This is a genomic window from Pseudophaeobacter sp. C1-32P7, from assembly GCF_041008775.1.
In the GTDB taxonomy this organism is placed as follows: domain Bacteria; phylum Pseudomonadota; class Alphaproteobacteria; order Rhodobacterales; family Rhodobacteraceae; genus Phycobacter; species Phycobacter gallaeciensis_A.
Window position 1 is genome coordinate 87,341 of record NZ_JAXGFR010000004.1, and the last position, 12,065, is coordinate 99,405.

Sequence of the window (12,065 nt, forward strand, 5' to 3'; positions counted from 1 at the left end):
TGCTTTAGTATGAACAGGCGCGCTTGAACAGGTATTGGAACCAGAGATGAAGGAAAAAAATATAAAACCGGGATTTGATGAGCTTCGGTATGTGCGTCGCCGCAACCGTGGGCTTTTCTGGTCTACCGGAGTCTTCAGCTTTTTCGTGAACATGCTGATGCTGACCGGCCCGCTTTATATGATGCAGGTCTATGACCGGGTCCTGGGCAGCCGCTCAGAAGCAACCCTGGTGGCCCTGTCGCTCCTGGTGGTGTTCCTTTACGGCATGATGGGTCTTCTGGATTACGCCCGTGGCCGGATCCTGGCCCGGGCCGGGGCCCGGTTCCAGGCGGCGCTGGATCAGCGGGTGTTCGATGCCATGATCCGCCGCTCGGCGCTGGCGCGCGACCCGGTCGCCCAGACCGGCCTCAGCGATCTGGAATCCATCCAGCGGCTGATTTCCTCGCCGGTTCTGGGCGCTGCTTTCGACCTGCCGTGGACACCGGTGTTCCTGGCGGGGATCGCTCTGTTTCACCCCTGGCTCGGCCTGCTGGCGCTGGGTGGCGGGGCGGTGCTGATCGGAATTGCTCTTCTGAACCAGCTGCTAAGCCGCACACCGCTGCAAAAAGCAAACGTGTCGGGGCACAAGGCCAACCTGATGTCCGAGGAAATCCGCACCGAGGCGGAGATGATCCAGTCGATGGGGATGCGCGGCGCCGCCTTCCAGCGCTGGCAGAAGGCGCGCACGTCGGCGCTGAAGGACAATATCGCGGCCAATGACACCGGCGGCGGCTTCACCACCCTCACCAAGACGCTGCGGCTGTTTCTGCAATCGGCCATGCTGGGGCTGGGCGCCTATCTGGTGCTGCAGGGCGAGATGACCCCCGGGGCGATGATCGCCGGGTCGATCCTGATGGGCCGGGCGCTGGCCCCGATCGAACTGGGCCTCGGCCAGTGGCCCATGGTGCAGCGCGCCATGAAAGGCTGGAGCAACCTCGGCGAACTTCTGGCCAAGGTACCGCCGGAACAGGAGCGCACAGCGCTGCCGCAACCCAAGGCGCTGCTCGAGGTGCAGGGGCTGGCGGTGGTACCGCCCGGTGACAACAAAGCGCAGCTACGCAACGTGTCGTTCCGGGTGCAACCGGGACAGGCCATCGGCGTGATCGGCCCGTCGGGATCGGGTAAATCCACCCTGGCCAAGGCGCTGACCGGGGCCTGGCGCCCGGCGGCGGGCACGGTGCGGCTGGACGGGGCCTCCATTGATCAATATGCGCCGGACGTTCTGGGCCGCCACATCGGGTATCTGCCGCAGCGGGTGCAGCTGTTTGACGGCACCATCGCCCAGAACATTGCCCGGCTGTCTCAGGAGCCTGATGCCGAAAAGGTTGTTGCCGCCGCCAAGAAGGCTGCCGCGCATGATATGATCGTCAAGCTGCCTGACGGCTATGACACAGCGGTTTCTTCCGGTGGGGGGCGTCTGTCCGGCGGGCAGATGCAGCGGGTTGCTTTGGCTCGTGCACTTTATGATGATCCGGTTTTCGTCATTCTAGACGAGCCCAATTCGAACCTCGACAATGACGGATCGGTGGCGCTCAATCAGGCGATCAAACAGCTCAAGGCCGAAGGAAAATCGGTGATGATTATGGCCCACCGTCCAGCGGCCATTCAGGAATGCGATCTGCTGCTGGTGATCGACCAGGGTGTACAGACCGCCTTTGGTCCCAAGGACAAGGTACTGCAGGAAATGGTCGCGAACCATCAGACGATCCGCAAGGCACGGGCCCCCGGAGGTGTACAATGAGCGTAGAAAAAGACTGGTCCGCCCGGCGTCCGCTGGCCCTTGGCCTGCTGGGACTGCTGATCCTGGTCGGTGGGTTTGGAACCTGGGCGGTGATGTCCTCGATTGCGGGCGCAGTTGTGGCGACCGGCCGGATTGAGGTGGATCGCAACCGTCAGGTGGTTCAGCATCTGGATGGAGGCATCGTTTCGGAAATCCTGGTTGACGAAGGCGATACCGTTGCCGCCGGTGAAACGCTGCTGCGTCTTGATGCGGCCGAACTGCACTCGCGGCTGGTGATCACGGAAGGCCAGCTGTTCGAGATGATGGCCCGCCGTGGGCGGCTTGAGGCCGAGCGCGACGAGGCGGAGGAAATCACGTTTGACGCCGAACTGGTGGCTTTGGCCCCCGAGCGGCCCGAGGTGCGCGACCTTATGGAGGGGCAGCAGCGTCTGTTTCTGGCCCGCCGGGATTCCACTGCCCGCGAGATCGAGCAACTGGAGAAACGTCGCGCCCAGATCAACGATCAGATCGTCGGCATCAAGGCGCAGCAGGATTCCATGCGGGTTCAGCTGGAGCTGATCGGCGAGGAGCTGAAGAACCAGCAGACCCTGCTGGAGCGTGGGCTGGCGCAGGCTGGCACGGTTCTGAACCTGCGCCGCACCGAGGCGAACCTCAGCGGCTCTCTGGGGGAACTCCTGGCCAATCAGGCCCAGGCCGAAGGCCGTATCACCGAAATCGACATCCAGATCCTGACGCTTGGCTCGCGCCAACGCGAGGAGGCGATCACCCGGCTACGTGATCTGCGCTATCAGGAACTTGAGCTGGCCGAAACCCGCCGCTCGGTTCTGGAGCGGCTGAAACGGCTCGATATCACCGCGCCGGTCTCGGGCGTTGTCTATGGTATGCAGGTCCACACGCCGCGCTCGGTGATCCGCCCGGCAGAGCCGGTGCTGTATCTGGTACCGCAGGACCGTCCGCTGGTGATCGCGGTGCAGGTGGTACCGACGGATATCGATCAGATCTTTGTCGGTCAGTCGGTGACGCTGCGCTTCTCGGCGCTGGATCAGCGCCAGACCCCGGAACTCTTCGGCAAGGTGACGCAGGTCTCTGCTGACGCTTTTGAGGACGAAGGTACGCGGGTCTCTTACTACCGCGCCGAGATCGAGTTGAACGAAGGCGAGTTGGAAAGACTGCCTGCGGATACCGCCCTGATCCCAGGCATGCCGGTGGAAAGCTATATCCGCACCAAGGATCATTCGCCCATGGCCTATCTGCTAAAACCGCTGAGCGATTATTTCGTCAAGGCCTTCCGCGAAACCTGATCACGCGGGCCGCCGACAGGGCGTTTTGCTCTTTTCGGCGGCCTGCTTCGGCGCTAGCGTCGCCTCCAAACAGTGATCTGGAGGACAGCCGTCATGAGCATCGAAGCCAAACTTGCAGAACTGGGCGTTACCCTGCCCGAAGCCCCGGCACCGGCGGCAAACTACGTGCCCTACGTCGTGGCAGGGGACATGGTCTATGTCTCTGGTCAGATCTCGGCGGATGAAGGCGGGCTGATTACCGGCACCCTTGGCGATGACATGGAGGTCGAGGCCGGTCAGGCGGCGGCAAAACGCTGCGCCATCGCGCTTCTGGCACAGTTGAAGGCGGCTTGCGGCGGTGATCTGGAGCGTCTGGTGCGGGTCGTAAAACTGGGCGCTTTTGTCAATTCCACCGCCGATTTCACCCAGCAGCCGCAGGTGGTGAACGGTGCCTCCGATTTCCTGGTGGCGGCGCTTGGCGATGCCGGTCGGCACGCGCGCTCCGCCGTCAGCAGCCCCTCTCTGCCGCTGGGCGTTGCTGTTGAAATCGACGCGGTGTTCCAGATCAAATGAGGCCCGCACTACCCGCCCCGTTCCTGAAGCTGCCGGTGGCGCATCGCGCGCTGCACAATCTGGCGGCGGGGCGACCTGAAAACAGCCGCGCGGCGATCCGCGCGGCCATCGCGGCGGGCTATGCGATCGAGATCGATCTGCAACTCTCTGCCGACGGCCAGCCGATGGTGTTTCACGATGACACGCTTGAGCGCCTGACCGAAGAGACCGGCCCGGTCCGGGCCCGCACGGCAGAGGCGCTGCGCCAGATCCCACTCAGCGGCGGCGATGGCGAATGCATACCGGATTTCGCCGAAGTGCTGCAGCTGGTGGCGGGGCAGGCGCCGCTGCTGATCGAGATCAAGGATCAGGACGGTCATATGGGCGCGAACGTGGGGGCGCTGGAGCAGGCCGCCGTGACGGCCTTGCAGGGCTATGACGGGCCGGTGGCGCTGATGTCTTTCAACCCGCATTCGGTGGCTGAACTGGCGCGTCTGGCGCCTCATATCGCGCGCGGCATCGTCACCAGCGCCTATGTGCCCGAAGAATGGCCTGAACTGCCCCGCGCGGTCTGCAACGATCTGCGCAATATCCCGGATTTTGACCGGGCCGAGGCCTGTTTCATCAGCCACGAAGCCAGCGATCTGGCCCGGCCCCGGGTGCAGGCGCTGCGCGATGCCGGGGTTCCGGTGCTGTGCTGGACCATAACTTCGCCTGCCGAAGAGGCGGAGGCGCGCAGCTATGCTGACAATGTGACCTTTGAGAATTATCTTTCCCCGCTGCCGTCTTGATCCGCCCCGGACAGGGGCCAGATACTGATGAGCAAAGGAGGCCGCATGGATCAGGCACGGATCGAAATTCAGGTTCTGGAGTCCCTTTCGCAGATCGCTGCCGGGGACTGGGACGCCTGCGCCTGCGCCGAGGCTGCGGATGGTGGGCGCCCGCTCGATCCCTTTACCACCCATAGGTTTCTGCTGGCCTTGGAGCAAAGCGGATCGGTCGGGCGCGGCACTGGCTGGCAGCCGCAGTATCTGACCGCCTATCAGGACGGGCAGCTGATCGCCTGCGCGCCGCTTTATGCCAAATCGCACAGCCAGGGCGAATACATCTTCGATCACAACTGGGCCCATGCCTATGAGCAGGCGGGCGGGCGTTATTATCCCAAGCTGCAGATCGCGGTGCCCTTTACCCCCGCAACCGGTCGCCGCCTGCTGGTGCGCCCAGGGGCCGAGGGCATCGGCCATTCGGCGCTGGTGCAGGGCGCGGTGCAACTGGCGGCGGACAATCACGTCTCTTCGCTGCATGTGACCTTCTGCACCGAGGAGGAAGCGCAGATCGGTTCCGAAATCGGATTGATGAGCCGCGCCACCCAGCAATATCACTGGCTGAACGACGATTATGCCGCTTTCGACGATTTCCTTGCCGCCCTGTCGTCGCGCAAGCGAAAGACCCTGCGCAAGGAACGGCGGCAGGCGCAGGCGTTTGGCGGTGAGATCGCCTGTTACACTGGCGCTGATCTGCGCCCCGAACACTGGGACGCCTTCTGGGAGTTCTATCAGGACACCGGCAGCCGTAAATGGGGCTCTCCCTACCTCAGCCGCGCCTTTTTCGATATCGCGCATGAGGTCATGGCGGATGACATGCTGCTGGTGCTGGCCGAACGGGACGGGCACCCGGTTGCCGGGGCGCTGAACTTCATCGGTCGCGAGACGCTCTATGGCCGCTATTGGGGCTGCATCGAGCATCACCCGTTCCTGCATTTCGAACTGTGCTATTATCAGGCGATTGAACAGGCCATCGCGATGGGGCTGAAGCGGGTCGAGGCCGGCGCGCAGGGTGAGCACAAGCTGGCGCGCGGTTATTTGCCGACACAGACGCACAGCCTGCATTGGATTGGTGATCCCGGGTTCGCAGATGCGGTACAACGCTATCTGGAGGCCGAGCGGGCCGCGGTCGAGGAAGAGATCGAGATCCTCACCGATTATGGTCCGTTCCGAAAGGCACAAGTGGAGGAACAGGAATGACCGAGAAACTCTCCGAGGCCACCCGTGGCCCGCTGCTGGATCCGCTGTTCGCTGCGGGCTGGAGCATGGTCGAAGGGCGCGATGCCATCACCAAGGTCTACCTGTTCGCAGGCTTTGACGAGGCCTTTGGCTGGATGACCCGCGCGGCGATCTGGGCCGAGAAATGGAACCATCACCCGGAGTGGCGCAATATCTACAATCGGGTCTGGGTGGTGCTGACCACCCATGATGTGGGCGGCCTCAGCGCGCAGGATGCCAAACTGGCACGCAAGATGGATGCTCTGTTTGGCCGGGTTGAGTAGGCGCGCGGCCAACCCAGCCTGCAGGTAAAAAGCCAGTAGCTGAAAGATATACCCCCGGCTGCTTGGCTGCCGGGGGGTACCTCTAGGCCTGGGATCAGGTTGGAACAGGTTGGATCAGGGCGGGCGCGCTTAGTGGGCTTCGGCCCAGTTGTCGCCGGTCCCGGCATCGACGGTCAGTTTCACATCCAGATGCACCGCCGGATCTGCGGCGCTTTCCATTACCCGGCGAGCGGTCTCGGTGGTTTCCTCCACTGCCGACTCCGGCACCTCGAAGATCAATTCGTCGTGCACCTGCAACAGCATCTTGGCGGGCAGGTGGGCGATGGCATCCGGCATCCGGACCATGGCGCGGCGGATCACGTCGGCGGCTGTGCCCTGGATGGGCGCGTTGATCGCAGCCCGTTTGGCAAAACCGGCGCGCGGTCCCTTGGCGTTGATCTCGGGCGTGTGGATCTTGCGCCCGAACAGGGTCTGCACGTGGCCGTGCTCCTTGGCGAACTCCACGGTGCTGTCCATGTATTTTCGGATACCGGGGAAACGTTCGAAATAGCGGTCGATGAAGCCCTGCGCCTCTGCCCGCGGGATGCGCAGGTTGCGCGCCAGACCAAATCCCGAGATGCCGTAGATGACGCCAAAGTTGATCGCCTTGGCCTTGCGGCGGATGTCCGGTGTCATCTCGTCCAGCGGCACGTCAAAGACCTCCGAGGCGGTCATGGCGTGAATGTCCAGCCCATCGGCAAAGGCCTGTTTCAGCGTGCCGATATCGGCCACATGGGCGAGAATGCGCAACTCGATCTGGCTGTAGTCGAGGGATAGGAGCTTGTTGCCGGTCTCCGCCACGAATGCCTCGCGGATGCGGCGGCCTTCCTCGGAGCGGACGGGGATGTTCTGCAGGTTCGGATCGGCCGACGCGAGGCGTCCGGTGTTGGCGCCGGTCTGCACGTAGGATGTATGCACCCGCCCGGTTTCCGGGTTGATGTGATCCTGAAGCGCGTCGGTATAGGTCGATTTCAGTTTCGACAATTGCCGCCAGTCCAGCACGCGGGCGGGCAGCTCGTGCTCTGTCGCCAGCTCTTCCAGGATGTCGGCGCCGGTGGCATAGGCGCCGGTCTTGCCCTTCTTGCCGCCTTCGATGCCCATCTTGTCGAACAGGATCTCGCCCAGCTGTTTCGGGCTGCCGACGTTGAAGCTTTCTCCGGCTAACGTGTGGATCTCATCCTCAAGGGCTGCCATTTTCTGGGCAAAGGCGTTGGACATGCGGCTCAGCGTGTCGCGGTCGACCTTGATGCCGTGACGCTCCATCCGGGCAAGCACCGGCGACAAGGGGCGTTCCAGCGTTTCATAGACGGTGGTGACCTTTTCGCGGTGCAGCTGCGGCTTGAACGTCTTCCACAGACGCAGGGTGATATCGGCGTCCTCGGCTGCGTAAGGCACGGCATCGGCAATCGGAACCCGGTCGAATGTGATCGCGGATTTTCCGGTGCCCAGGAGAGGCTTTATCGGGATCGGTGTGTGGTCGAGGTACCGTTCCGAAAGCGTGTCCATGCCGTGACCGTGCTCCCCCCCGTGGAGGGAGTATGACAGCAGCATGGTGTCGTCATAGGGCGCGACGGTGATGCCATCCGCAAAGCCCGCCCCGCGTTGGCGGGCCATGATCTTGGCATCGTATTTCATGTTCTGGCCGATCTTGAGGATCGCGGGATCCTCAAGCACCGGTTTCAGCATCGAAAGTGCCGTGTCGAAATCCATCTGGCCATCGGCCAAGGCATCCGATCCAAAAAGATCGTCGCTGCCTGCCTCGGCCTTGTGGGTGAGCGGGATATAGCAGGCTTCGCCCGGCTCCACACACAGGGATACACCTACCAGATCGGCGGTCATTTCATTGAGGCCGGTGGTCTCGGTGTCAAAGGCAACCCAGCCGCGGCCCCGGATCCGGTCGATCCAGACCTGCAGCGCCTCGGCATCGCGTACGCATTCGTATTTTTCGGCGTCGAAAGGCACGGCCTCTGCCGGATCGTCCTCTGCTGCCGCAGCGGGGGTAGCGGTGGGCTCGGGGATCATCGGCGCTTCGCGGCCCATCTGCTTGGCCATCCGGGCGCTGAGGGTGCGAAATTCCATCTCGGTCAGGAAATTCAGTACCGTATCTGGATCGGGTTCGCGCAGTTCCAGATCATCAAGCGAAAAGTCGAGCGTCATGTCGCAGTCCAGCTGCACCAGCTTTTTCGACAGTTCGATCTGGTCGCGTTTCTCGATCAAGGTCTGGCGGCGCTTGGGCTGTTTGACTTCTTCGGCGCGGTCCAGCAGCTCATCAAGGCTGCCGAACTCATTGATCAGCAGCGCGGCGGTCTTGATCCCGATGCCCGGCGCGCCGGGGACGTTATCGACGCTGTCACCGGCCAGTGCCTGCACATCGACCACCCGGTCGGGGCCGACGCCGAATTTTTCCATCACGCCGTCGCTGTCGATCCGCTTGTTCTTCATCGCGTCCAGCATTTCGACGCCGCCGCCGACCAGCTGCATCAGGTCCTTGTCTGAGGAAATGATGGTGCAGCGCCCGCCCGCATCGCGTGCCTGATGGGCCAGGGTGGCGATGATGTCGTCGGCTTCGAAACCTTCGATCTCCTTGCAAGCGATGTTGAAGGCACGGGTGGCGTCGCGGGTCAGCGGGAACTGCGGACGCAGGTCTTCGGGCGCAGGCGGGCGGTTGGCCTTGTAAAGATCATAAAGATCGTTGCGGAAGGTCTTGCCCGAGTGATCGAAGATGACTGCCACATGTGTGGGCGCATCGGGGCCGGTATTGGTCTCGATATATTTCACCAACATGTTGCAAAAACCCGCGACGGCGCCGATCGGCAGCCCGTCGGACTTGCGCGTCAGCGGCGGCAGCGCGTGGTAGGCCCGAAAGATGAAGGCCGAGCCGTCGATCAGGTGAAGATGGCAGCCTTTGCCGAATTGCGTACCGCTCATGACTGTCGCGCTCCTTCCCGGGAAACCGTTCGTGTTCTGTTTCCGGGTTATCGGTGATCCGGCGTCCAAGGGCAATTGGAGTTTGGGATCGGGCGGGCAATCAGCAGGATTGCGGGGCGCGGGTAAGGACGGCCCGCTTCCCTTTTGCCGGGGAGGGTCGAGGGCTGTCCGGCCTATCGGCCTGACGAGGTCCCAAGACTGACTGTATGAAAACCGGGCATCAGGCCAGCGGTAAACAGTCTGTTTCCACCCCGTGTCGGCGGTTTTTCTCCGGCATTTTAAGTTTCTGGTGTATCAAGCGTCAATCGCGCGTGCCCGAGGTGGGAGCCTGGGGGGATGCTGAATTTGGAAAAATCTGTTCCACCAACCTTGCGTTTGAGTGAAGGAGAACCGGATGCCGGATTATGCAAAGGTCTTCAATTATGAAGCAGAAGGGCTGTCCTACACGGTCTCCCTTTATGAGGAAAATGGCGAATTCTTTGCCGATATTTCGGTCGTCGAAGGGGCGATGGATGTGAATGCCGTCTATTTTGGCGACGACGACTTTTCGGGTGACAGCGCCTCGCTGGATGGTCCGCTCAACATGAACGGGACCCGGCTTGAAGGCGATAAGATCCAGTGGGACGATGCTGCAGCGCTGAGCGATCCGGGTCTTGGTCCGGAGGGGGAAGACAAGGAAACCTATCTGTCGGATGGCGATACGCTGACGGTATCTCTGGATGTCGATAGCCTTGAGGATATTGATATTTTCGGTATTCGGGCCACCTCGACAACCACTGATGCGGGATCGATCAAGGGCGTTTCCACGGACCCCGAAGAGCCGGAGGTGCCCGAGGAGCCGGAAGACCCTACCTACAGCAAGATCTTCTTTGGTGAGGAGTTCTCTGACACGGGCGCGCCCTTGGGCGGTACCTATATTCTGGACGAAGAACCCGATCCGAACCCCTATAACAACATCGCACTGCCCGAGGGCACCGAGCCGACCTTTGAAAACTACCTGTCGTACTTCGATACGGACGAGGTCTATGGCGAAGTAACCTCAATCGAATCCATCATCTTCTATGGTGATGGCGCGGATGGGGAACCCGAGGAACTGTTCCGAATCGATGCACCCGAAGGCGGCTTTCAGGATGCTGATGAGGTGCTGATGGCCTATGATGACGCGCTTGAGGGCTTCTCGGCCTCTGGCGATGAGTCCGGTCAGGAGCTCATGGCGGCGCTGAGCCTTGAGCCGGATGCAGAGAGTGACGCGGGCGCGGGCGAAGAGGCGGCTATGGAAGAGGACGAACTCGACATGGTCTGAGCCCACGGGCCAGATAGCGGATAATTCCGAGCTGACTGGCCCAAATGACGATAGAATATAGAAAAGGCGCCTCCGGTTTCCCGTGGGCGCCTTTCGTCGTCTCAGGCATGCTGATCTGCCGGAAAAGGCGGGATCAGTTGGCTTTACCTTCGAAATCCTTGTGGATGTACTTGCAGTCGCAATAGGGGCATTCGACCCAGCCGGTATCCTCGGGGATCTGCAGGTAGACCCGCGGATGTCCCAGCGCGCCTTCGCCGCCGTCGCAGGCGACACGGTAGCTGTCAACGATCTTGGTTTCAGGCGCTTCGATGGTCATCGGCTGGCGATCCTCTTGCTGATGGGGTAGGGGCTTTATGTGACAGGACAGCCGAGGGAGCAAGAGCCGCGATGACTGATGATGCAATCCGGATCGAAAGCTTGCGCAAAACCTACAAGGGCGGCAAGGGCCAGCCCGAGAAACACGCGCTGAAGGGCATCGATCTGACGGTGCCGCGCGGATCGGTCTTTGGGCTGCTCGGGCCCAACGGGGCCGGCAAGTCCACCCTGATCAACATCCTTGCGGGGCTGGTGGTGAAAACCAGCGGCAAGGTGACGATCTGGGGCTTTGATCAGGACGAAAACCCGCGCCAGAGCCGCGCCTCGATCGGGGTGATGCCGCAGGAGCTGAACCTTGACCCCTTCTTCACCCCGCGCGGCGCGCTGGAGGTGCAGGCGGGCCTTTATGGCGTGCCGAAATCCGAACGCTACAGCGATGAGATCCTGCGCATGATCGGGCTGGAGGACAAGGCCGAAGCCTATGCCCGGACCCTGTCGGGCGGCATGCGGCGGCGGCTGTTGCTAGGCAAGGCGCTGGTGCACCGCCCCAATATCCTGGTGCTCGATGAACCCACCGCCGGGGTGGATATCGAGCTGCGTCAGATGCTGTGGGAAAACGTGCGCAAGCTGAACCAGCAGGGCATGACCATCATCCTGACAACCCATTACCTGGAAGAGGCCGAAGAGATGTGCGACGAGATCGCCATCATCAACCAGGGCGAAGTGGTGGCGCGCGACAGCACCGCCAATCTGCTGGGCCGTCTCGATGCCCGCGCCATGGTGGTGCATCCGGCCGCTCCGGTGAACGATCTGCCAAAAGGCGAAGGCATCGAGTCCGAGCTGCGCGGCGATGGCGCCGTGGTGCTGCGCTATCACAGCCAGAAAACCAGCGCCGAGGATGTGCTGGCCGCCGTGCGCGCCGCCGGGATCTCGATTCGCGATGTGAAGACCGAAGAGGCGGATCTGGAGGATGTCTTCCTCGCGCTTACGAAATCTGTCTGAGGGGCACCCCGATGCGCATTCGTCCATTCGAGCAGCGTGATGCGGCGGATTGGGGCCGCATCTTTCATGCCGCCGTGCACGGGATCGGCGCGCGGGACTACACCCCGGCGCAATGCGCGGCCTGGAGCCCGGAGGAAGCGCCCGCCGATGTGATCTGGCGGCGCGCAAAGGATGGGCGGCAGATCTGGGTCGCAGCGGATCAGGATGACGTGGCGCAGGGGTTCATCGAGCTGGAGCCGGATGGCCATATCGACTGTTTCTACATCGCGCCGGATCATGCGGGCACCGGGATCGGCGCCGCGCTTTATGCCGCGCTGGTAGAAGAAGCCCGCAGGCGTGGTCTTGATAGCCTTTACGTCGAGGCCAGCGAAGCCGCCCGCCGGTTCTTCCTGCGGCAAGGCTTCACCGAAAAGGGGCGCCGCGATTTCATCCGCCGGGGCGTGGCCATGCACAACTATGCCATGGGGAAGACGTCGTAGACGCGGACTTTTTTGCCCGGCCGTCATGCCGGACAGCGTCCGACCCTCCCCCAGGGAGGGC

Annotated in this window: 11 protein-coding genes; 9 read left to right on the plus strand and 2 right to left on the minus strand. The window is 62.4% G+C overall.

Going from position 1 to position 12,065, the window contains the following annotated elements; genetic code table 11:
- Window positions 1-46 precede the first annotated feature (46 nt).
- The 6 genes from SM763_RS07175 (at window position 47) to SM763_RS07200 (ending at window position 5,938) form a co-directional block, all read left to right on the plus strand.
- Window positions 47-1,780, plus strand: coding sequence for a type I secretion system permease/ATPase (locus tag SM763_RS07175; protein ID WP_368998100.1), 1,734 nt, complete (start codon window positions 47-49; stop codon window positions 1,778-1,780).
- On the plus strand, window positions 1,777-3,081 hold the full coding sequence (locus tag SM763_RS07180; protein WP_368998101.1) for an HlyD family type I secretion periplasmic adaptor subunit: 1,305 nt from the start codon (window positions 1,777-1,779) through the stop codon (window positions 3,079-3,081). Before SM763_RS07175 ends, SM763_RS07180 begins: the two co-directional genes overlap by 4 nt.
- 93 nt (window positions 3,082-3,174) lie before the next feature.
- Entirely contained in the window at window positions 3,175-3,633 is a 459-nt protein-coding gene (locus SM763_RS07185; protein ID WP_065271662.1) for a RidA family protein, read from the plus strand.
- The gene (locus SM763_RS07190; RefSeq protein WP_368998102.1) at window positions 3,630-4,403 is read left to right on the plus strand and encodes a glycerophosphodiester phosphodiesterase family protein; all 774 of its coding nucleotides are present in this window, start codon (window positions 3,630-3,632) and stop codon (window positions 4,401-4,403) included. The genes SM763_RS07185 and SM763_RS07190 overlap by 4 nt, the downstream gene beginning before the upstream one ends.
- Before the next feature lie 45 nt (window positions 4,404-4,448).
- Entirely contained in the window at window positions 4,449-5,636 is a 1,188-nt protein-coding gene (locus SM763_RS07195; protein WP_368998230.1) for a GNAT family N-acetyltransferase, read from the plus strand.
- A complete protein-coding gene (locus SM763_RS07200) occupies window positions 5,633-5,938 on the plus strand; it encodes a 4a-hydroxytetrahydrobiopterin dehydratase (RefSeq protein WP_274830390.1) in 306 nt (101 codons plus the stop codon). The genes SM763_RS07195 and SM763_RS07200 overlap by 4 nt, the downstream gene beginning before the upstream one ends.
- 129 nt (window positions 5,939-6,067) lie before the next feature.
- Here the strand turns inward: SM763_RS07200 and polA are convergent, their stop codons facing one another.
- The gene (polA, locus tag SM763_RS07205; protein WP_368998103.1) at window positions 6,068-8,905 is read right to left on the minus strand and encodes a DNA polymerase I; all 2,838 of its coding nucleotides are present in this window, start codon (window positions 8,903-8,905) and stop codon (window positions 6,068-6,070) included.
- A gap of 394 nt (window positions 8,906-9,299) precedes the next feature.
- On the opposite strand from polA, the gene SM763_RS07210 reads away from it, so the two are divergent.
- Window positions 9,300-10,208 carry a hypothetical protein gene (locus tag SM763_RS07210; RefSeq protein ID WP_274835588.1) on the plus strand — a complete coding sequence of 303 codons (909 nt, stop codon included), beginning with the start codon at window positions 9,300-9,302 and terminating at the stop codon, window positions 10,206-10,208.
- Between the two features lie 133 nt (window positions 10,209-10,341).
- Here SM763_RS07210 and SM763_RS07215 read toward each other — a convergent pair whose 3' ends face one another.
- On the minus strand, window positions 10,342-10,524 hold the full coding sequence (locus SM763_RS07215; RefSeq protein WP_065271657.1) for a zinc-finger domain-containing protein: 183 nt from the start codon (window positions 10,522-10,524) through the stop codon (window positions 10,342-10,344).
- Window positions 10,525-10,595: 71 nt separating this feature from the next.
- Here SM763_RS07215 and SM763_RS07220 point away from each other — a divergent pair, with 71 nt between their 5' ends.
- Window positions 10,596-11,525 (plus strand): ATP-binding cassette domain-containing protein, encoded by a 930-nt coding sequence (locus SM763_RS07220; RefSeq protein WP_368998104.1) that lies wholly within the window; start codon window positions 10,596-10,598, stop codon window positions 11,523-11,525.
- Between the two features lie 11 nt (window positions 11,526-11,536).
- Entirely contained in the window at window positions 11,537-12,004 is a 468-nt protein-coding gene (locus tag SM763_RS07225) for a GNAT family N-acetyltransferase (protein ID WP_368998105.1), read from the plus strand.
- Window positions 12,005-12,065 lie beyond the last annotated feature (61 nt).